Consider the following 21,669-nt stretch of genomic DNA (forward strand, 5'->3'; position numbering starts at 1 on the left):
TTTTAGGCACAGTTTTTCAATCAGTTTACTGTCCAACTATCAAGCAGACACAATCAAACCAATCACCTCCATCACAAATATACCATTTCCCTACCAATCCCAACCGCGTACTTTTACCTGTTTTTCAACAAAAAAATGTGTGTAAGTTACTGAACACTAAAAACTGAACACTGATTACTAAAAACTGAACACTTTTCACTACTTTTGCACCCAATTTAATTATAATTATTTTATATGTTATCAGTTTCTAATTTATCGGTTCAATTTGGTAAAAGAGTATTATTTGACGATGTAAATACGACCTTCACACAAGGAAATTGCTACGGAATTATTGGTGCGAATGGAGCCGGAAAATCTACATTTTTAAAGATTTTAGCAGGAGAATTCGATCCAACGTCTGGTCATATTCATCTAGAACCAGGAAAACGTATGTCGGTTTTAAACCAAAACCACAACATGTTTGACGAACACACCGTTTTAGAAACCGTGATGATGGGAAACAAAGTGCTGTTTGCTATCAAGCAGGAAATGGACGCTTTGTACGCCGATTATTCTGATGATAAAGTAGATAGAATAGGCGAGTTGCAAGTAAAATTTGAAGAAATGAACGGTTGGAATGCTGATTCTGCTGCAGCGTCAATGCTTTCCAATTTAGGAATTGCTGCCGATATGCATTACACCATGATGAGCGAAGTAGAAGGGAAACTGAAAGTTCGTGTACTTTTGGCACAAGCCCTTTTTGGAAACCCCGACGTGCTTATTATGGATGAGCCAACCAACGACTTGGATTTTGAAACCATCACTTGGTTAGAAAATTTCTTGGCCAATTATGAAAATACAGTAATTGTAGTTTCGCACGATAGACACTTTTTGGACTCTGTTTGTACGCACATTTCGGATATCGATTTTGGTAAAATTAATCACTTTTCTGGAAACTATACCTTTTGGTACGAATCAAGTCAGTTAGCAGCAAAACAAAAAGCACAACAAAATAAGAAAGCTGAAGAGAAGAAAGCCGAATTGGAAGAATTTATTCGTCGTTTTAGTGCGAATGTGGCAAAATCGAAACAAGCAACTTCTCGTAAAAAGATGATTGACAAATTGAATTTAGATGAAATTCGTCCGTCAAGCAGAAGATATCCAGCCATTATTTTTGATGTTGAAAGGGAAGCAGGTGATCAAATTTTGCATGTTGAAGGATTAGCAGCATCTGTTGATGGTGAAGTATTGTTTAGAAATGTAGATTTGAATATGGCAAAAGGCGATAAAGTGGTAATCTTTTCTAAAGATTCTAGAGCTACAACCGCTTTTTATGAAATAATAAATGGAAATCAAGTTGCCGATGCTGGAACCTACGATTGGGGAATAACAACCAATCAATCTTATTTACCTAATGATAACAGTCAGTTTTTTACAGATGGAAGTTTGAATTTGGTAGATTGGTTACGTCAGTTTGTGAAAACCGAAGAAGAACGTGATGAGGTATATGTTCGTGGTTTTCTTGGAAAAATGATTTTCTCTGGAGAAGAAGCTTTGAAAAAATGTACGGTTCTTTCTGGAGGAGAAAAAGTACGTTGTATGTTGTCTCGAATGATGATGATTCGTGCTAACGTATTGATGCTTGATGAACCAACGAATCACTTAGATTTGGAATCGATTACCGCATTTAATAATTCATTGAAAAACTTTAAAGGTTCGGTATTGTTTACAACGCACGATCATGAATTTGCTCAAACTGTTGCCAATAGAGTTTTAGAAATTACACCAAACGGCGTAATCGACAGATACATGACATTTGATGAATATCTTGATAACGAAGGTGTTCAAGAATTAAGAAAGAAAATGTACAATTAAATTATAGCAACCGTTTCAGAAATGAAGCGGTTTTTTTTGGTATTTGTAGTAGTATTAAATTTTTAATTTTAAATTTGCCTAAACATCACATTCCATGAGTCAAAAAACGTTACTCACTTCCCAAGAAGTTACGATAATCTTACATCGACTGGCTTGTCAGTTGATCGAAAAACACCTTGATTTTTCTAATACGGTTTTGATAGGTTTACAACCACGCGGAAAATATTTGGCACAAAGAATCAAACAAATTTTAGAAACCGAATACCATTTGAATAATCTTCAACTTGGATTTTTAGATATCACCTTCTTTAGAGATGATTTTCGCCGAAGTGAAAAACCATTAGAAGCCAATAAAACCCAAATCGATTTTTTAGTAGAAAATAAAAAAGTAGTTTTTATTGACGACGTACTGTATACAGGAAGAAGTATTAATGCTGCATTAACAGCTATTCAATCGTTTGGAAGACCATCAGAAGTAGAACTTTTAGTACTTATAGATAGACGTTTTAGTCGTCATTTACCCATTCAACCCGATTATAGAGGCCGACAAGTAGACGCTATAAATGATGAGAAAGTAAAAGTAAATTGGAGCGAAAATGAAGGCGAAGATGTGGTTTATTTAATTACGAATTAAAAATTAATAATTACAAGACTATTTTCAACGGACTAACAACTAAGGACTAACAACTAAGGACTAACAACTAAGGACTAACAACTAAGGACTAACAACTAAGGACTAACAACTAAGGACTAACAACCAAGGACTAACAACTAAGGACTAACAACTAAATACACACATAACTACAAATAAATGAAAGAATTAAGTGTAAACCATTTATTAGGAATTAAATATCTTGTAAAAGAGGATATCGACTTAATATTTGAAACTGCCGATCAATTTAAAGAAGTTATCAATAGACCGATTAAAAAAGTACCTTCTTTACGTGACATTACTATAGCTAACATTTTTTTTGAAAACAGTACGCGAACTAAGTTATCATTCGAGTTGGCTCAAAAAAGGCTTTCAGCCGATGTTATTAGTTTTTCAGCGGCACAATCATCGGTTAAAAAAGGCGAAACCTTGATTGATACTGTTAATAACATTTTATCGATGAAAGTTGATATGGTAGTCATGAGACACGCCAATCCTGGTGCGGCTTATTTTTTATCACAAAATGTAAAAGCAAGCATTGTAAACGCTGGCGATGGTGCACACGAACATCCAACTCAAGCATTGTTAGACAGTTTTTCTATTAGAGAACGACTTGGTGAAGTTGCTGGAAAAAAAGTTGTAATTGTGGGCGATGTATTGCATTCAAGGGTAGCACTTTCTAACATTTATGCGTTGCAAATGCAAGGCGCAGAAGTAAAAGTATGCGGACCAAAAACATTAATCCCTAGATATATTGATAGTCTTGGTGTTTCAGTAGAACCCAATTTGCGAAAAGCATTAGAATGGTGCGATGTTGCCAATATGCTTCGTGTTCAGAACGAACGAATGGATGTAAATTATTTTCCATCAACTCGGGAATACGCCCAACAATATGGAGTAGATAAAGCGTTATTGGATTCTCTCAATAAAGAAATTATAATCATGCATCCTGGTCCAATTAATCGTGGCGTAGAAATTACTTCAGATGTTGCAGATTCGCAACAATCGGTAATTTTAGACCAAGTAGAAAACGGAGTTGCAATTAGAATGGCGGTAATTTATTTATTAGCAAGTAAAATAAAACAGTAATTTAAAAGGTTACTAGTCACTCATAAAATCAGCATCTCACAAAAGAATTCAAATGAAAGTAAATCAAAAAGGACATACTACTACAATTAAAGATACTCAAGGTAGCATCAATTTGTTTCTTGAAAAACTGACACTAGAGCATACTAGTTTTAAGTCTCAAAATTTAATTTTGGATGTTACACAAGACAAAAATGTAACGTTAAAGGATATTAAATTGTTTTCTGAATTATCAAAGATTCATAAAAAAGGCAAAAAATCATTTGTAATTGTTGCCGATGGAATTGATTTTAATGCAGTACCAGTTAAAATGGTGGTTGTGCCATCGTTATTAGAAGCCCATGACATTATCGAAATGGAAGAAATTGAACGCGATTTAGGATTTTAAACAACTCATTATGATGCTTTCCAACAAAGTCAAATTGTATATTTACGTTCTATTTTTATTTGTCTTCACTTATTTGTTCACAAGTCGTTTAATTAGTGGTTTTAAAACGAACAATTTTGACGTCTTGAAACTAATTATAAATGCATTAATAATTGTACTTTCTGTCGTTCAAATCGTGCGTTACAGCAAGAAAATCAATGAAGAAATTCCGAAATAAATGTAATATTGATAGTTAATGAAACTTAAAATTTTTCTTCTAATAGCCTTTTCTATTTTACTATTTGTAAATTTATATCTCTATTTTACCAATCTAACTCAAAATTATTTTGGAATTATTGCCAACCTACTTTTTGTAATTTTATATGCTGTACAAATTTATAAAGAAACTCAAAAAACTAAAAATTTGTAACCAGTAGCAAAATGAAAATCACAATACTAGGCTGTCATGCAGCAACACCACGCACAATATCCAATCCAACAGCGCAAGTTTTAGAAATAAAAAATAAAACATTCCTAATAGATTGTGCCGAAGGAACGCAAGTGCAACTTCGCAAAAGCAAAGTTAAATTTACCAAAATCAGTCACATTTTTATTTCGCACCTTCATGGCGACCATTTTTATGGCTTAGTTGGTTTAATATCAACTTTTATGTTGCTCAATCGTGAAAACGATTTGCATATTTTTGGACCTAAAGGCATCAAAGAAATCATCTTGTTGCAACTCAAATATTCAGGTTCGTACACTGGTTATAATCTCTATTTTCACGAATTAGAAGCTACAGATTCACAAACAATATTTGAAGACGATACAGTAGTGGTTAAAACCATTCCGTTGGAACATCGAATCTATACCAATGGTTATTTATTTCAAGAAAAAAACACACAACGCAAAGTAAATATTGATAAAGTAGAAGAGTATCAAATCGATAAGGTATATTATAACAAAATCAAAAATGGCGGTGATATAACGTTAGAAAACGGACAAATAATTCCCAATTCAGAATTGAGTTTTCCACCACAACCCAATAAGTCGTATGCATTTTGTAGCGATACCAAGTACAATGAAAGTATTATTCCAATAATTCAAAATGTAGATGCGCTCTACCACGAAAGTACCTTTTTAGAATCAGAACTACATCTTGCCGAAAAAACAATGCATTCCACTGCAATTCAAGCCGCAACTATAGCCGCAAAAGCTAATGTTAAAAACCTTATTTTGGGACACTTTTCAACACGTTATGGCAACACACAGTTGTTTCAAGACGAAGCACAAACCGTTTTTGAAAACGTAATTTTGGCTCAAGACGGAAAAGAAATAGAAATCAATTAGGAGCAAATGGCTTGGTCTTTATTTATTTAGGTAATTCCAGCTTTTCGATACAATAAAAAATGTTCCAAAACAATTGGAACATTTTTTATTTTCACTACAATCTGGGCTATTTTAAGTTATCATTTTATTATTTATTTCAGTTCCAAAAATAAAACTTAGTAACTTAGCAACTCAGTAACTCAGCAACTATAAAAACATGAAAGATTTAAGCAATTACAGAAAATCGTACGATAAAAGCGAACTTGTAGAAACCAACATACCCGAAGATCCAATCAATCTTTTCAACACATGGTTTCATGAAACCGAAGATTTTGGCGGCGTTGATGAGGTAAATGCCATGACAGTTGCAACAATTGGACTAGATGGTTTTCCAAAATCAAGAGTCGTACTATTAAAAAAATTCAACGAAGAAGGATTTATATTTTACACCAATTATGAATCTGAAAAAGGTCTTGCAATTGCGAATAACCCACATGTTTGTCTTTCTTTTTTCTGGCCAACAATAGAACGCCAAGTAATCATAAAAGGAATTGCAGAAAAAACTTCAGATACAATATCAGATAATTATTTCAATTCACGACCAGATGGAAGCAAGTTGGGCGCCATTGCATCCAATCAAAGTAGGGTAATTCCATCTAGAACTGTTTTAGAACAAAGGTTGCAACAATTAGAACAAGAATTTGAAGGAAAAGAGATATCTCGACCTAGCAATTGGGGTGGTTTTTTAGTAAAACCAGTTGAAGTAGAATTTTGGCAAGGACGTCCCAATCGATTGCACGATCGAATTCGATATCAACTCGAAGAAAATTACAATTGGAAAATAGAAAGACTTTCATCTTAATTGTAAGAAATATACAGAGATTTTTGTAAATTTTATGTATTTCATCGATTTTATTTGTCACTTAACCGATAATAGTAGTAATATTGTACAACGAAAACAGAAACACGTTCTTACAATAACATAAAGACATTTGCCCCACATCTATCTTTAAAAAACAAAAAATTAATTCTAAAGAAATTTGCCCCACATCTATCTTTAAACTTAACCCTACTACTATGAAAGCAAAATTACTAGTTTTGTTAATGTCGCTTACGTTGACATTTTCGATGACATCATGTTCAAGTACTGATTCTGAAGAAAATTCAGAGTCAACTGTAAAAGTTGTAAACAATTACACTTCTACACCAGATGAAATAGAATTAGCTCAAATCATAAATGATTACCGAGTAAGTATTGGATTGAATAGTTTACAAACTATCAACCACATCTCATTCAAGTCGCAAGAACATAATTTTTACATGATTGAAAAAAATGTAGTAAATCATGATTATTTTCAACAACGTTCTAACAACATTATTCAAGTTTTAGGTGCTGTGAAAGTTGGTGAAAATATAGCTTACAATTTTTCAACACCAAATTCAGCATTACATGCATGGTTAAATAGCCCAGGGCACAAAGCTAACATTGAAGGAGATTATACGCATTTTGGAATTTCTATTTCAATAAATCCTGAAACTGGGAAGAAATATTATACTAATATTTTTATGAAAAAATAATTTATATAGTTTGTTTGATTTTGAAATGAATCGCACCAAAAGGTGCGATTTTTTTGTTTAAAACCATTTGACCTAAATTATTTTATAAATAATTCAATATTTGGTCTATTTTTTTATAATTTATCAAACAGTTCTTATCTTTGCTAAGTAATTTTCAAAAATTAAAATGGAAAAGATTTTCAATAATACACAAGTTGCCTTCTCTTTAAAAAGTGATACTGAATTAGATAGAGCCTATTTTTTATTCAAAATGATTGCTAATGAGCCGTTAGTGCGCATAGGAACAGCGGTTACCAATTTTGCATTAAAAGCGCATTTACCTGTAGAAGGTCTAATTCGAGCAACTGTTTTTGATCATTTTTGTGGCGGAACCAATGAAGAAGATTGTCTTTCTGTTGTTGATAAAATGTACACTAAGGGCGTTTCGTCAGTTTTAGACTATTCAGTAGAAGGAAAGGAAGAAGAAGCACAATTTGACGCTGCTTTAGAAATGACTTTGAAAACTATTGAGTTTGCTAAAGAAAAAAAGGCAATTCCTTTTGCAGTTTTTAAACCTACAGGTTTAGGTCGATTTTACTTATATGAAAAGTTAGGAGAAAATAAAGCGTTAACACAAGACGAACAAGCAGAATGGGCTAGAGTAGTAGCACGTTTTGAAAAAGTGTGTCAAACAGCGCACGACAAAGATGTAGCCTTGTTAATTGATGGTGAGGAAAGCTGGATGCAAGACGCTGCCGATGATTTGGTAGCCAACATGATGAGAAAATACAATAAAGAAAAAGCAATCGTTTTTAACACGTTGCAAATGTACCGTTGGGATCGATTGGATTATCTTAAAAAACTGCACGAACAAGCTAAGAGTGAAAACTTTTACATTGGAATGAAATTAGTTCGCGGTGCCTACATGGAAAAAGAAAACAAGCGTGCCGAAGAAAAAGGATATCCAACACCTATTTGTGAAAGCAAAGAGGCAACCGATAAAAATTATGATGCAGCAGTAAATTACATGATGGATCATCTAGATTGTATGTCGATATTTGCAGGAACACACAACGAAGAAAGTTCGTATATGTTGATGAATTTAATGCAAAATAAAGGTATTGATAAAAGTGATCAGCGCATTTGGTTTGGTCAGTTGTATGGTATGAGTGATAACATTAGCTATAATTTGGCAGCAAATGGTTTTAATAATGCCAAATACTTACCATTTGGACCAGTCCGCGACGTAATGCCTTATTTAATTCGTCGTGCCGAAGAAAATACTTCGGTAGCAGGACAAACCAATAGAGAATTGGAATTGATTAAAGCAGAACGAAATAGGAGGAAAGGCAAGTAATTTTAAACCTAAAAAAAATCCAAACTTGTAACAGTTTGGATTTTTTTTATTTTTTGCGGATAATATCTTCTAAAACCGCTTTATTTTTATAGTTTATTACTCGTAATGTTATCGTGTCTTTTTTGGTAGTTTGCCCTTCTATAATATATATTTTCCCTTTTTCATAAGCAATATTGCTTTTGTCGAAATCTACATCACCGTAAGTAAGTGTATTTTTTATATCAACCGTATCAATCCAATCTTCCGATAGTTTTCTGGAGGCTTCAATACTGTACTGAAAAGGTTTGTTACGCAAATCGTTTAAAACTCTTGCATTAGGAAAATAATTGCATCGTGTGTCTTTTCCTGAAAGTACTAGCGCAACAAAGAAGCAACCGATAACTAATCCTACTAAATAATATGCGAAGCGTTGGTAAAATTTCATGAAAATTATAATTTTTTACAAAAGTAGTGGATATAATTTTTAATTAATAATTTCTATTAAATTTTATTTGTAAGTTTTTCAATAGTACTTCAAAAGTTCGATAAAACATGTATGGATTTAACTATTTTCTATCAAGTAAAAACATAATTAAGGGTAGAAACTAAAATACAATCAAATTGATATCGCTATCAGGTAAATCAAACCAATCGCCTATGGCTTTATTGGTTAAGATTCCGTGGTACAGATAAACACCATTTTTAAGTCCTTTATTACAACGTAAAGCGCTTTCTATGCCGCCATCTTCAGCAATTTGAATTAGGTAAGGCGTAATTATATTGCTTATAGAGAGTGATGCCGTTTTGGAATAACGAGAAGGAATGTTAGGAACGCAATAATGAATAACGTTGTTTTTAATAAAAGTTGGTTTTTCGTGAGTCGTAATTTCTGAAGTTTCAAAACAGCCACCAGTATCAATACTTACATCAACTATTACTGAACCTTTTTTCATGTGTTCAACCATGGTTTCAGAAACAATTACTGGACAACGTTCTTTGCCTCGCATGGCACCAATAGCTACATCACAGCGACGCAATGCTTTGAGTAATGATTTTGATTGAATCGTTGAAGTAAAAACGCGTTGGTTAAGATTATTTTGCAGTCGGCGCAGTTTGGTAATTGAATTATCAAAAACCTTAACATTGGCACCAAGTCCAATTGCAGTTCTCGCGGCAAATTCTCCGACAGTTCCAGCTCCAAGAATAACTACGTCAGTTGGTGGAACTCCTGTAATATTACCAAAAAGTAATCCTTTTCCAAATTGATTGTTAATCATCAATTCAGCAGCAACCAATATAGATGCTGTTCCGGCAATTTCACTTAAAGATTTGACTGCAGGATAAGATCCGTCTTCATCTTTTATGTATTCAAATGCTAGTGCAGTAATTTTTTTCTTGGTTAACGCTTCGAAGTATTCTTTTTTACGGGTTTTCAGTTGTATGGCAGAAATTATGATGGCATTGCTGTTTACCATTTCAATTTCTTTCATAGTAAGTGGTTCCACTTTTAATAGAATTGGACACGATAATACTTTTTGAGTATCGTTGGTAATTTCGGCACCAGCATCACTATATTCTTTATCGCTATAACTTGCACTTTCTCCAGCTCCAGCTTCTATCAGAACTCTATGTCCGTGAGATGTTAGCGAATTCACAGCATCGGGTGTTAAGCAAATGCGTCGTTCTTGATAGCTTGTCTCTTTAGGAATTCCTATAAACAATTCGCTTTTATGACGTGCAATTTCTAACTTTTCTTCTTGCGGAAGCAATTGTTGCTTTGTAAATGGTGATAGTGACATAGAATGCAATAATATTGGCACAAGTTACGAAAAATCAGTTGCAAAAAATCAATTTCAAATTCAAAAAAACTAAAGAGAATTTTAGTTTAATTTGAGATGGCGTTTTCCATCCGATACTACCTCGATTGAAATAACCGAATGTTCTTCGGGAATTAAATTTGGAATGTTTTCTGCCCATTCGATAAAACACCAATTACCAGAATACAAATAATCTTCAATTCCCATATCTAATGCTTCTGTTTCGTTTTTTAAACGATATACATCAAAATGATACAAGTAGTGATTTGGTGAAATTAAATATTCATTTACCAATGAAAATGTTGGGCTGCTTGTAGCATCGTTTATACCAAGATTTTTAGCTAATGATTTAATTAAAGTTGTTTTTCCTACACCCATTGATCCATTGAAAAGAATTACTTTTTTAGGATTTTGAGCTAAAATTTGCTGTGCAACTGCATTTATTTCATCAAGACCAAAAACTATTTCCATATATTTCTAACAATTATTTAAACAACCTAGTGTTTTACTTTTTTGAATAAAACACTAGGTTTTGATTGCAATTTATCGTGGGTTAAAAACTAAAAACGGCACAATTACTTCTTCTAAAGAAATACCGCCATGTTGGTACGTATTTCTGTAATAACTTACATAATGGTTGTAATTGTTTACATAAGCCAAAAATAAATCATTTTTTGCAAATATATAAGAACTACTCATATTGATGGCTGGAAGTCCAATTTTTTTCGGGTCTTTAATAGCATATACGTCTTTGTCTTCGTAGCTCAAACTTCTACCAGTTTTGTATCTTAAGTTTAGACTTGTATTCTTGTCACCAATAACTTTGGATGGATTTTTCACGTTTATAGTTCCATGATCGGTTGTAATGATTAACTTAAATCCAAGTTTTTGAGCTTGTTGAATTATTTCTAAAAGTGGCGAATTTTTAAACCAACTTAAGGTTAATGAACGATAGGCTTTGTCATCTGACGCAAGTTCTTTCACAACATCCATTTCGGTTTTAGCATGAGAAAGCATGTCAACAAAGTTGTATACAACAGTTACAAGATTGTTGTCTTTTAGCGATTTAAAATTTTCTGCCAATTTTTTACCCGATGCCAAGTTGGTGATTTTGAAATAATCTTCTTTTATATTTAAACCAAGTCTTTTTAAATGTGCAGTAAGAAATTCGGCTTCGTACAGATTTTTTCCTCCATCGTCAACATCATTCTTCCAATATTGTGGAAACTGCTTTTCCATCTCCAATGGAGTTAATCCAGAGAAAATTGCATTTCTAGCATATTGAGTTGCTGTTGGTAAAATCGCATAATAGGGAGTTTCTTTCTCGAGTTTGTAATGATTGTTAACTACATTTTCAAAAGATTTCCATTGGTCATAACGTAAATTATCAATTACAACAAACAATACTGGTTTTTCTTTTTTTACTAATTCAGGCACAACCAATTCACGAAATAATGTGTGCGATAAAATAGGTCTGTCCGCCTTTGGATCAAACCAATCTTCATAATTTCGCTCGATGAATTTTCCAAATTGCGAGTTGGCTTCTACTTTTTGTGATTCTAAAATAGCAATTAAGTTCGTGTCTTCAATACTTTCTAATTCTAATTCCCAAAAGATCAATTTTTTATACAACTCTGCCCAATCTTCAAAAGAATTTACCATCGATAATTCTAAAGCAATTTTTCTAAATTCTTTCTGATAGTCTAATGTTGTTTTTTCAGAAATCAATCTTGAATGGTCTAAATTCTTTTTTAAACTCAGTAATATTTGATTTGGGTTTACAGGTTTTATAAGATAATCGGCTATTTTTGAACCAATTGCTTCTTCCATTATGTATTCTTCTTCACTTTTAGTAATCATAATTACTGGTGTTGAAGATTTTTTTTCTTTAATTTCGGCAAGCGTTTCCAAGCCACTCATTCCGGGCATGTTTTCGTCCAAAAATACAATATCAAAATTGTTGTCTCCAAAAACATCAACAGCATCTCGACCATTATTACAAGTGGTTACCTCGTAGTTTTTTTTCTCTAAAAATAGTATGTGTGGTTTCAATAAATCTATCTCATCATCAACCCAAAGTATTTTGATTTTATCCATTTTAGCGTATTTTTTTGTGCAATTTAGTATTTATTGAACGATGCGATTCCTAAATTTATTGTAAATAAAATCTAATTTATGCCAAAAAATCTTAATAAGTGAATTATTACAAAAAAATCCGCTCAATGGCGGATTTAATATGCTGATTTATCGTTCTAGTTTTTGTAAACTTTTAATGCTTCTTTAAGTATTAAAACCGATTTAATTAAATCTTCTTTTTTCAATACATAGGCGATACGAACCTCATTCAAACCAACATTAGGAGTTGAATAAAATCCTGCAGCTGGAGCTACCATTACCGTTTCGCCATTGAAATCGTAAGTTTCTAGTAACCATTGTGCAAAATGGTCGGCACTTTGTACAGGAAGTTGCGCAATGCAATAAAAAGCACCTTTTGGGCTTGCAACTTTTACACCTTCAATTTTATTTAACTCTTCAATAAGTGTATCTCTACGTTCTTTATATTCTTCGATAACTTCGTCAAAATAACTTTGTGGCGTTTCCAAAGCTGCTTCACTAGCAATTTGTGCAAATGTTGGCGGACTCAATCTTGCTTGCGCAAATTTCATCGCTGCGCCCATTACTTCTTTATTTTTAGATACGATGCAACCAATTCTTGCACCACACATGCTGTATCTTTTAGAAACGGAATCAATCATGATAGCATGTTCCTCAATACCTGGCACATTCATTACTGAATAATGTTTTTCAGATTTATCATAAATGAATTCGCGGTACACTTCGTCTGCAATCAAGAATAAATCGTGTTTTTTAACTAATTCTGCCAGTTGTTGAATTTCTTCATTCGAATACAAATAACCTGTGGGATTTCCAGGATTACAAATTAATATAGCCTTAGTTTTTGGTGTAATTAATTTTTCAAAATCGGCAATTGGAGGTAAAGCAAATCCAGTTTCGATTGTTGAAATTACGGGAACCACTTTTACACCAGATGCTGTTGAAAAACCATTGTAATTCGCATAAAATGGTTCAGGAATTATAATTTCATCGTCAACATCCATAGTGCTTCCCATGGCAAAAAGTAGGGCTTCAGAGCCACCAGTTGTGATAATGATGTCTTGTAATTCTATCGGTAAACCATGGTTTTTATAATACTGCGAAAGTTTGGTTCTATAGCTTTCAAAACCTGCTGAATGAGAGTATTCTAAAACTTTAATATCTACATTTTTAACAGCGTTTAGTGCTACTTCAGGTGTTTTAATATCTGGTTGACCAATATTTAAATGGTATACTTTATGACCTTTTTTCTTAGCAATATCTGCATAAGGAACCAATTTTCTAATTGGCGATTCGGGCATTTGTTGTCCTTTGTTTGAAATTTTTGGCATGATTGAAAATTTAGATTTGCAAATTTGCAATTTTTTATTGTATTTATTAATAAAAAAACGATTTACAAATCATAAATTTTATTAAATTTATTAAAAATATAATTAATGAATTTTAAAGTTTTTTTTCTCTTATTTTTTTGTTGCATTTCAAAACTTTCATCCCAAGAAGGTTTTCAAATCTTAAATGATAAAAATAAGATAACAGTTCCATTTAAACTTTTAAATAATTTAATTATTCTACCAGTTGAAGTGAATGGTGTATCACTCAATTTTCTTATTGATACCGGAGTTGAGCAATCAATTCTGTTTAGTTTGGATGAAACTGATGAGGTGCAATTTGAGCAAATCGAGAAAATCAAAATCAAAGGATTTGGAATTAATGATGCATTCGATGGTTTCAAATCGGTGAAAAACACGTTAAAAATTAATGATTTTGTAGATTACAATCACACCTTGTTTTTAGTATTGGATCAAAATATCAATATTTCTTCACAAGTAGGATTTCCTGTAAACGGTATTTTGGGTTATCATTTTTTTAAAAACCACAAAATAAAGATTGATTATAACAACAACAAGATTACGTTTTATAGTTCTAAGAATAAAACTTTGGCTAAAAACTTAAAGTCCTTTTCTTCAATTCCAATAATTTTTCACGAATCCAAACCTTACTTGTATTCGCAATTATTAAATACCGATAAATCTACTTTACTTAAGGCTAAATTATTGATTGATACAGGCAATAGTGATGCAGTTTGGCTCTTTGAAAACCAAAATGATTCCATTCAAATTGCCGAAAAATACTTTGACGATTATCTAGGTAGAGGTTTTAGTGGCGATGTTTTTGGTAAAAGAGCTAGAATATTAAAATTTCAAATTACTGACTTTGAATTTTCCAATCCGCTTATATCGTATCCAGATGCTATTGCATCGAGTGCCATAAATCCTTTGATTGGTAGGGTTGGATCAGTCGGTTCCGAGTTGTTACGACGTTTTACCGTAATTTTTGACTATCCTGAGAACAAAATGTATCTTAAGAAAAATTCGAAATTCAAAGAGGCTTTCAATTTTAATATGTCGGGTATCGATATCCAACATCAAGGCTTGCAATGGGTAACGCAAACGTTTGAAGAGAAACCATTGTTAAATAACAATTTGTACGATTCCAACGGCACGGCTATAAAAAACAATCTTAAATATAAGTTTGAGTTAAAACCGATTTATATTATTACAAACATTAGAAAAAATTCTCCAGCTGAACTAGCCGGATTAAAAAAAGAGGACATTATTAAAAAGATAAACAAAAAAGAAGCCTACAATTTTTCATTGCAAGAAATTAATGATTTACTCAAGTCGGAAGAAGGAAAAATAATAGAATTTGAAGTAGAGCGAAATTATAAAGCAATTAAATTCAAATTTCAATTAAAAAGTATGCTATAAAAAAAGCCTCATGACAGAGGCTTTATTATTATTGCATTGGACTAGATTTCTTTTTTTCTAGTAAATTGATTTCTTGTTTAACAATTACTTCTCCTTTTATTTTCAAAGCTACACGACCGCCATCAACATTAGTTGCATTACTCTCAACTGTAATAGTTTTTCTAATCGGTCCCGGATTCATATTGTACTTTACGTCAATTTTACCAGTTTTACCAGGCATAATTGGTTCAGTAGGCTTAGTTGGTACCGTACAACCACAAGTAGATTGTACATTGGTAATAATCAATGGCGCATCACCTGTATTTGTAAACTCAAAAGTTCTAACACCACTATCACTATCTTTACTTACAGTACCATAATCAATGGTATTGTCTTTCGCTTTAAAATCAATTTTAGCTTGAGAAAAACCCAAACCAGTAATTAAAAAAGCTGTAAAAAGTATAATTTTTTTCATTTTATTCATAATTTGGTTACTGTAAAAATAGACACTTTAAATTAATACACAAAAATTTAAATCTTAATTTTTTATAAAAGTACAGATTAACTACTTTTGCATACATAATACAAATAGTGTACCAAGTTTTATTAGAAGCAAATGGCTCGGGATTTATCAACAGTCCTTATTCCTGCTTTTCACTTGTAGTCACGATAAAAATCGTGAGCTACCGTTTCAATCAGGGCTAGAGAACCAACTATTGGAACTTTTATAAATTTTAAAAACAATTCAACATAACTCTTAAATATAAATTCATTAGAATATAGATTCTTTAAATCCTAAAAACGACAACTTTTTAAAATCTAAGAATCCAACAATCTAAAAATCAAACAAGCTATAAATATGATTCCTGCACAATTCAACGCCAAAGAAATCGAAAACAAGTGGTACAGCTATTGGATGAAAAATGACTATTTCACCTCTAAACCCGACCACAGAACACCATATACAATTGTAATTCCACCACCAAACGTGACTGGAGTTTTGCACATGGGACATATGTTAAACAACACCATTCAGGATGTATTAATTCGTCGTGCACGATTAAAAGGATTCAATGCTTGTTGGGTTCCAGGAACCGATCACGCATCCATTGCAACCGAAGCTAAAGTTGTTGCCAAGCTAAAAAGCGAAGGAATCAACAAAAGCGATTTAACGCGTGAAGAATTTCTAAAACATGCCTACGATTGGACCGATAAATATGGAGGAACAATTCTTGAGCAATTAAAACAATTAGGTTGTTCTTGCGATTGGAGTCGCACCAAGTTTACTATGGACGAAGATATGTCGGCATCAGTAATTTATTCTTTTGTAGATTTATACAATAAAGGATTAATTTACCGTGGTTACCGAATGGTAAATTGGGATCCAGAAGCCAAAACGACCTTGTCAGATGAAGAAGTAATTTTCGAAGAACGCCAAGGAAAATTATATTTTTTGAAATATAAAATTGAAGGTTCAGAAGATTTTCTAACTGTTGCAACAACACGTCCTGAAACTATTTTTGGAGATACGGCAATTTGTATCAATCCTAACGACGAACGTTTTTCGCACTTAAAAGGGAAGAAAGCAATAGTTCCTATTTGCGGCCGCGTAATTCCGATCATCGAAGACGAATATGTTGATATTGAATTCGGAACTGGTTGTTTAAAAGTGACTCCAGCACACGATATGAACGATAAAACGCTAGGCGAGAAGCACAACCTTGAAATTATAGATATCTTTAATGATGATGCAACATTAAATTCTTTTGGATTACACTATCAAGGAAAAGACAGATTTGTAGTTCGTGATGAAATTTCAAAAGAACTTGAAATTTCTGGAGCTTTAGCAAAAACCGAAACGCATTTAAATAAAGTTGGAACGTCTGAAAGAACTAAAGCTGTGATCGAACCTAGATTGTCAGACCAATGGTTTTTAAGCATGGAAGAGTTAGTAAAACCTGCAATTAAAGCCGTTTTAGAATCAGATGAAATTAAGTTGTATCCATCACGTTTTAATAATACTTACAAACATTGGCTAGAAAATATCCGTGATTGGAATATTTCTCGTCAGCTTTGGTGGGGACAACAAATTCCGGCTTACTACTATGGAGATGGAAAAGAGGATTTTGTTGTTGCCGAAAACAAAGAAAAAGCTCTTGAATTAGCGAAGGAAAAAACACAAAATCCCGAACTAACAGCTGACAATTTAACGCAAGATGCCGATGCCTTGGATACTTGGTTTTCGTCATGGCTTTGGCCAATGGCTGTTTTTGGTGGTGTTGTGAATCCGGAAAACGAAGATTTTAAATACTATTATCCAACGAACGATTTAGTAACTGGTCCAGACATTCTATTTTTCTGGGTTGCTAGAATGATTATCGCAGGATATGAATATGCAGGAGAAAAACCATTTTCTAATGTATATCTAACTGGCTTGGTTCGTGATAAGCAAGGTCGTAAAATGTCCAAACAATTGGGTAATTCACCAGAACCACTTGGCTTAATTGAACAATTTGGTGCAGATGGAGTTCGTGTTGGATTATTGTTGAGTGCTTCTGCAGGAAATGATATTATGTTTGACGAAGAACTTTGCAATCAAGGGAAAGGATTTTCTAATAAAATTTGGAATGCTTTCAAGTTAATTAAAGGATGGGAAGTTTCTACTACAATTCCGCAACCAGAATCGTCTAAAATTGCGATCGAATGGTATGAAGCCAAATTACAGCAGACACTTCTGGAAATAGAAGATCATTTTGAAAAATACAGAATTTCAGATGCCCTGATGGGAATTTATAAATTGGTTTGGGACGATTTCTGTTCTTGGTTTTTGGAAATGATAAAACCAGCTTACCAACAACCAATAGACAGCACGACATTTGCAAAAGCAATAGAAATGATGGAAAACAACATGAAATTGTTGCATCCATTTATGCCTTTCTTGACTGAAGAAGTTTGGCATTTAATTGCTGATAGATCTCCAGAAGAAGCATTAATTGTTTCAACTTGGCCGGAGTCAAAAGCTTTTGATGAAAAATTGATAACCGATTTTAATCAAACTATTGAAGTAATTTCTGGTATAAGAACTATTAGAAAAAACAAAAATATTCCGTTTAAGGATGCAATAGAATTGAAGATTATCAATAATGATAACGCTTCTGCCTATTTTGATGCTGTTGTTTCTAAACTTGGAAACATTACTTCATTAGACTATGTTTCAGAAAAAGTTGATGGAGCATTGTCTTACAGAGTAAATTCTAACGAATATTTTATTCCGATTACAGGAAGTATTGATGTTGAAGCAGAAATTGCAAAACTGACAGAAGAGTTGAATTATAATAAAGGTTTCTTAAAGTCTGTTCAAGCTAAATTATCAAATGAGAAATTTGTAAATGGCGCACCAGAAAAAGTTTTGGAAATCGAACGTAAGAAAGAGGCAGATGCACTTGCTAAAATTTCTACATTAGAACAAAGTATTGCTGGTTTGAAATAACAATAATTATAAAATCCCAAGTTTCGGCTTGGGATTTTTATAACAATAAATTTTAAATTAGCATTTATAATTTTTCCAAACTGCAATGGTTTTTATTTTTTTCCAATTTCCATTAGACTTTCTATAAATTTCAGTTTGACCATTTCCACCATATGTTCCAAAAGAAATAATCGCAGTTTTGTAGTTTTTACTAAATATAGGTAAACTTATTTCATCAATTTTTTCATTAACGTATTCATCATTTAGAGTATTTTCCCAATAATTTTCAGATTTTTTGTTCTTGTCTTGTGGTTTAATAAGAGATTCAAATGGTACAGTAATTCTGTTTTTTATTAAATTATTTTTTAGTCGAAAATGATATCTTTTATCCAATTGACTTTTCATAAATGTAACATCATTTTTGTCAAAAAAATTATTCATAGTTTCGATTCCAAAATATTCGGCTGTTGGTATTGGTGTTGGAAAACATTCTGTCAAATATTTATTTTTATTTTCTTTTTGACTTAATTCAGTTTTGATAATATAATTTATAAAACTATATATTTCGTTTTCATGAACAATATTTTTCGAGTCTTTATTGCAGGAAATTAAAGATAAGAATATAGTTAAATAAAATATTTTTTTCATGTAAAATTATTTTGCTTTACACTTAATGATATGGACAATTTAATTTTTGCAATGTAAAAAATCCCAAGCTTAAACTCAGGATTTTTAAAAGTAATTATTTCTTTAAAGCGGCTTCATATTTTTCACCTACTTTTTTCCAATTAATGATATTGAAAAAATTGTCGATGTAGTTTTTTCGTTTGTATTGATATCCTAAGTAATAGGCATGTTCCCAAAGATCTAACGCTAAAATTGGAGTACCTGATAGTATCGCTTTTGGCATCATTGGATTGTCTTGGTTTGGAGTATTGGTTACTTGTAGTTTCCCAGTTTTGTCAACTACTAGCCAAGCCCAACCGGATCCAAATTGTTTTGTTGCAGCATCTTTAAAAAGCGTTTTGAAATTTTCAAACGAACCAAAATCTTTATCAATAGCACCAGCTAAAGTGTCTTGTGGATTGCCACCAGCTTTTGGACCCATTATTTCCCAAAACAAGCTGTGATTATAATATCCTCCAAGATTATTTCTTAAATCGGTATTGTTTAAATCTAATTTTTTAAAAAGCTCTTCGATAGTTAGATTTTCAATTTCGGTACCCGCTAATGCTTTATTTAAATTGTTAGTGTAGGTTAAATAATGTTTAGAATAATGCATTTCCATGGTTAATGCATCAATATTTGGTGCTAAAGCATCGTACTTGTATGGAAGTTTCACCATTTCGAATGCACCTTTGTCAGCTTTTACATCATCTGGTGAACCAATACTTATTTTTTGTTCGGTAGATGGTAAAGGCACTTCAACGACTTCAGTGTATTTTCTCTTTTTACAAGAGGTAAGGCTTGAAATAATTACAATAATTATGAATAATAAATTTACTTTTTTCATTTATTTTAAATTTACTTTTCGAGATTATCTTTTTTAGCTAGTTTTAATATCGATTCAATATACATTTCTTTAGCTTCATCTATGGTAAGATGTGATATTTGCATCCAAGCGTTCGTTTTAAATGCGTTTCTTAAATCATAAACTGGCGAGATTCTGGTATCAATAGTTCCATGAGTTGCTTGCTTATAATAAGCATACAAACGCAATTGCACATCTTGAGGCAAATCTGCTTGAGTCATTGTATTGGCAATAACTACAGCTTCTTCAAATCTTGTATCTAAATCTTTTTCTTGCATTTATATTATAGCGACTATTGTTTTTCCACCAACGGCAACTTCGTTTAATTTTACATTAACTTTAGTTCCAATTGGAAAGTATAAATCTACTCTTGAGCCAAATTTTATAAATCCGGCATCTTCTCCTTGCACAACTTGTGTACCTTCAACTGCGTAGTTTACAATTCGTTTAGCTAAAGCACCTGCAATTTGTCGGTAAAGTACTTCGCCAAATACCTTATTTTCGACTACAATTGTTGTTCTTTCATTTTCGGTACTTGCTTTAGGATGCCATGCTACAAGATATTTTCCTGGATGGTATTTACTGTATTTAACAACTCCATTAACAGGATAACGAGTGACATGTACATTTATTGGCGACATGAAAATAGAGACTTGAAGTCGTTGGTCTTTAAAATATTCTGGTTCGAATACTTCTTCAATAACTACAACTTTTCCATCTACCGGCGCTAATACGTAATCGTCACTAATCGTGATAATTCTTTTAGGGTTTCTGAAAAATTGCAAAACAATGATTAAAAAGACTAATGCAATTAATTGTACAGTAATTTCTAACCATTTTATTGGAATAAAAGCTCTGGACAATAATAAAATTGCAAGCATTGAAAGTATTGAATAAAAAATAATTCGGGATCCTTCTTTATGAAACATAATTTAAAATTTGGTAAAACAAAAATACAAAAGGTGCTACAAATATAACACTATCTAGTCGATCTAAAATGCCTCCATGACCGGGCATGATTTTTCCGCTGTCTTTTACGCCAGCAATTCGTTTAAATTTGGATTCGATCAAATCGCCAATAGTTCCTAAAATCCCTACTAATAAAGCAATTGTAACCCAAATTAAAATTGATCGATCGCTGAATTGTGGACTGGCTTTGATGTAAAATTTAGAGATTAAATATCCTGCAAGAGCTGCAAAGATGATCCCTCCAAGAAATCCTTCTATTGTTTTTTTAGGCGAAATTCGTTCAAATAGCTTATGTTTTCCAATTGATTTTCCTACTATATAGGCAAAGGTATCATTGGTCCAAACCAAAATAAAAAGTCCAATTATTATCTTAGGATTATAATCATTGATACCAAATGAAATTTTAGTAATGAATAAAAATGGTAAAATAATGTAGCCTATTAAATATAAGTACTTAGAGGAAGTGCTTATTTTTTGTACTTTATCGTAAAATAAGAACAAGATACTTTTAACCGATACGACGAGTGTAATTACTAATAAAATTATGTTGAGCTGATTGCTGTTTACAGTAATTGAAATTTTTTTGTCTATCAATTGTTCCAAAAAAGTTTCAGTTTCGGTTCTGTAAAAACTTATTAATGTAACAGTAGTGTAAAAGGTGAAAGCAAAAAGTAGCGGAAAAATTTTATTAATTTGAATTAAACTACAAAACTCATAAACTGCAATTAATAAAAATACACCAAATAATATAAAAAAACTTTCAGTAGAAAATAGGATGGAAGCTAGTAACAAAATAATGTAAATGGCTCCTGAAATTCCTCGTTTTAGAGTTTCATTCAT

General features: G+C 32.2%; 21 protein-coding genes. 10 read left to right on the forward strand and 11 right to left on the reverse strand.

Going from position 1 to position 21,669, the window contains the following annotated elements; translation table 11 throughout:
• Nucleotides 1–234 precede the first annotated feature (234 nt).
• The 8 genes from ACZ098_RS14965 to ACZ098_RS15000 all read left to right on the forward strand — a co-directional run bounded on the left by ACZ098_RS14965 (nucleotide 235) and on the right by ACZ098_RS15000 (nucleotide 8,202).
• A complete protein-coding gene (locus ACZ098_RS14965; protein WP_487312573.1) occupies nucleotides 235–1,854 on the forward strand; it encodes an ABC-F family ATP-binding cassette domain-containing protein in 1,620 nt (539 codons plus the stop codon).
• A 94-nt stretch (nucleotides 1,855–1,948) separates the two neighbouring features.
• The gene (gene pyrR / locus ACZ098_RS14970; RefSeq protein WP_487312574.1) at nucleotides 1,949–2,488 is read left to right on the forward strand and encodes a bifunctional pyr operon transcriptional regulator/uracil phosphoribosyltransferase PyrR; all 540 of its coding nucleotides are present in this window, start codon (nucleotides 1,949–1,951) and stop codon (nucleotides 2,486–2,488) included.
• A 177-nt stretch (nucleotides 2,489–2,665) separates the two neighbouring features.
• Nucleotides 2,666–3,595 carry an aspartate carbamoyltransferase catalytic subunit gene (locus ACZ098_RS14975; RefSeq protein ID WP_487312575.1) on the forward strand — a complete coding sequence of 310 codons (930 nt, stop codon included), beginning with the start codon at nucleotides 2,666–2,668 and terminating at the stop codon, nucleotides 3,593–3,595.
• 52 nt (nucleotides 3,596–3,647) lie between these two features.
• On the forward strand, nucleotides 3,648–3,980 hold the full coding sequence (locus ACZ098_RS14980; RefSeq protein ID WP_487312576.1) for a ribonuclease Z: 333 nt from the start codon (nucleotides 3,648–3,650) through the stop codon (nucleotides 3,978–3,980).
• Nucleotides 3,981–4,400: 420 nt separating this feature from the next.
• Nucleotides 4,401–5,309, forward strand: a complete 909-nt coding sequence (locus ACZ098_RS14985) for a ribonuclease Z (protein ID WP_487312577.1) — start codon at nucleotides 4,401–4,403, stop codon at nucleotides 5,307–5,309.
• A gap of 196 nt (nucleotides 5,310–5,505) precedes the next feature.
• A complete protein-coding gene (gene pdxH, locus ACZ098_RS14990) occupies nucleotides 5,506–6,150 on the forward strand; it encodes a pyridoxamine 5'-phosphate oxidase (RefSeq protein WP_487312578.1) in 645 nt (214 codons plus the stop codon).
• A gap of 215 nt (nucleotides 6,151–6,365) precedes the next feature.
• Nucleotides 6,366–6,866, forward strand: coding sequence for a CAP domain-containing protein (locus tag ACZ098_RS14995; protein ID WP_487312579.1), 501 nt, complete (start codon nucleotides 6,366–6,368; stop codon nucleotides 6,864–6,866).
• A 166-nt stretch (nucleotides 6,867–7,032) separates the two neighbouring features.
• On the forward strand, nucleotides 7,033–8,202 hold the full coding sequence (locus tag ACZ098_RS15000) for a proline dehydrogenase family protein (protein WP_487312580.1): 1,170 nt from the start codon (nucleotides 7,033–7,035) through the stop codon (nucleotides 8,200–8,202).
• A gap of 46 nt (nucleotides 8,203–8,248) precedes the next feature.
• On the opposite strand, the gene ACZ098_RS15005 is transcribed toward ACZ098_RS15000, so the two are convergent.
• The 5 genes from ACZ098_RS15005 to ACZ098_RS15025 all read right to left on the reverse strand — a co-directional run bounded on the left by ACZ098_RS15005 (nucleotide 8,249) and on the right by ACZ098_RS15025 (nucleotide 13,444).
• Nucleotides 8,249–8,626, reverse strand: a complete 378-nt coding sequence (locus ACZ098_RS15005) for a DUF4258 domain-containing protein (protein WP_487312581.1) — start codon at nucleotides 8,624–8,626, stop codon at nucleotides 8,249–8,251.
• A 160-nt stretch (nucleotides 8,627–8,786) separates the two neighbouring features.
• Nucleotides 8,787–9,980, reverse strand: a complete 1,194-nt coding sequence (locus tag ACZ098_RS15010) for an alanine dehydrogenase (RefSeq protein WP_487312582.1) — start codon at nucleotides 9,978–9,980, stop codon at nucleotides 8,787–8,789.
• Between the two features lie 81 nt (nucleotides 9,981–10,061).
• Nucleotides 10,062–10,469, reverse strand: a complete 408-nt coding sequence (gene tsaE, locus ACZ098_RS15015; protein ID WP_487312583.1) for a tRNA (adenosine(37)-N6)-threonylcarbamoyltransferase complex ATPase subunit type 1 TsaE — start codon at nucleotides 10,467–10,469, stop codon at nucleotides 10,062–10,064.
• Between the two features lie 72 nt (nucleotides 10,470–10,541).
• The gene (gene porX / locus ACZ098_RS15020) at nucleotides 10,542–12,095 is read right to left on the reverse strand and encodes a T9SS response regulator signal transducer PorX (protein WP_487312584.1); all 1,554 of its coding nucleotides are present in this window, start codon (nucleotides 12,093–12,095) and stop codon (nucleotides 10,542–10,544) included.
• 155 nt (nucleotides 12,096–12,250) lie between these two features.
• The gene (locus ACZ098_RS15025) at nucleotides 12,251–13,444 is read right to left on the reverse strand and encodes a pyridoxal phosphate-dependent aminotransferase (protein WP_487312585.1); all 1,194 of its coding nucleotides are present in this window, start codon (nucleotides 13,442–13,444) and stop codon (nucleotides 12,251–12,253) included.
• Nucleotides 13,445–13,549: 105 nt separating this feature from the next.
• Between ACZ098_RS15025 and ACZ098_RS15030 the strand changes: the two genes are divergently transcribed.
• Complete coding sequence (locus ACZ098_RS15030) at nucleotides 13,550–14,881, forward strand: PDZ domain-containing protein (RefSeq protein WP_487312586.1); 1,332 nt, start codon at nucleotides 13,550–13,552, stop codon at nucleotides 14,879–14,881.
• 28 nt (nucleotides 14,882–14,909) lie between these two features.
• Here ACZ098_RS15030 and ACZ098_RS15035 read toward each other — a convergent pair whose 3' ends face one another.
• Nucleotides 14,910–15,335 carry a DUF1573 domain-containing protein gene (locus ACZ098_RS15035; RefSeq protein ID WP_487312587.1) on the reverse strand — a complete coding sequence of 142 codons (426 nt, stop codon included), beginning with the start codon at nucleotides 15,333–15,335 and terminating at the stop codon, nucleotides 14,910–14,912.
• Nucleotides 15,336–15,719: 384 nt separating this feature from the next.
• Here ACZ098_RS15035 and ACZ098_RS15040 point away from each other — a divergent pair, with 384 nt between their 5' ends.
• Entirely contained in the window at nucleotides 15,720–18,350 is a 2,631-nt protein-coding gene (locus tag ACZ098_RS15040) for a valine--tRNA ligase (protein WP_487312588.1), read from the forward strand.
• Nucleotides 18,351–18,407: 57 nt separating this feature from the next.
• Here the strand turns inward: ACZ098_RS15040 and ACZ098_RS15045 are convergent, their stop codons facing one another.
• The 5 genes from ACZ098_RS15045 to ACZ098_RS15065 form a co-directional block, all read right to left on the reverse strand.
• Complete coding sequence (locus tag ACZ098_RS15045; protein ID WP_487312589.1) at nucleotides 18,408–18,977, reverse strand: hypothetical protein; 570 nt, start codon at nucleotides 18,975–18,977, stop codon at nucleotides 18,408–18,410.
• A gap of 94 nt (nucleotides 18,978–19,071) precedes the next feature.
• Complete coding sequence (locus ACZ098_RS15050) at nucleotides 19,072–19,842, reverse strand: superoxide dismutase (RefSeq protein ID WP_487312590.1); 771 nt, start codon at nucleotides 19,840–19,842, stop codon at nucleotides 19,072–19,074.
• An 11-nt stretch (nucleotides 19,843–19,853) separates the two neighbouring features.
• Entirely contained in the window at nucleotides 19,854–20,138 is a 285-nt protein-coding gene (locus tag ACZ098_RS15055) for an acyl-CoA-binding protein (RefSeq protein WP_487312591.1), read from the reverse strand.
• The gene (locus ACZ098_RS15060) at nucleotides 20,139–20,789 is read right to left on the reverse strand and encodes a phosphatidylserine decarboxylase family protein (RefSeq protein WP_487312592.1); all 651 of its coding nucleotides are present in this window, start codon (nucleotides 20,787–20,789) and stop codon (nucleotides 20,139–20,141) included.
• Entirely contained in the window at nucleotides 20,779–21,669 is an 891-nt protein-coding gene (locus ACZ098_RS15065) for a phosphatidate cytidylyltransferase (protein WP_487312593.1), read from the reverse strand. The genes ACZ098_RS15060 and ACZ098_RS15065 overlap by 11 nt, the downstream gene beginning before the upstream one ends.

This window comes from Flavobacterium sp. SP2 (assembly GCF_057626655.1).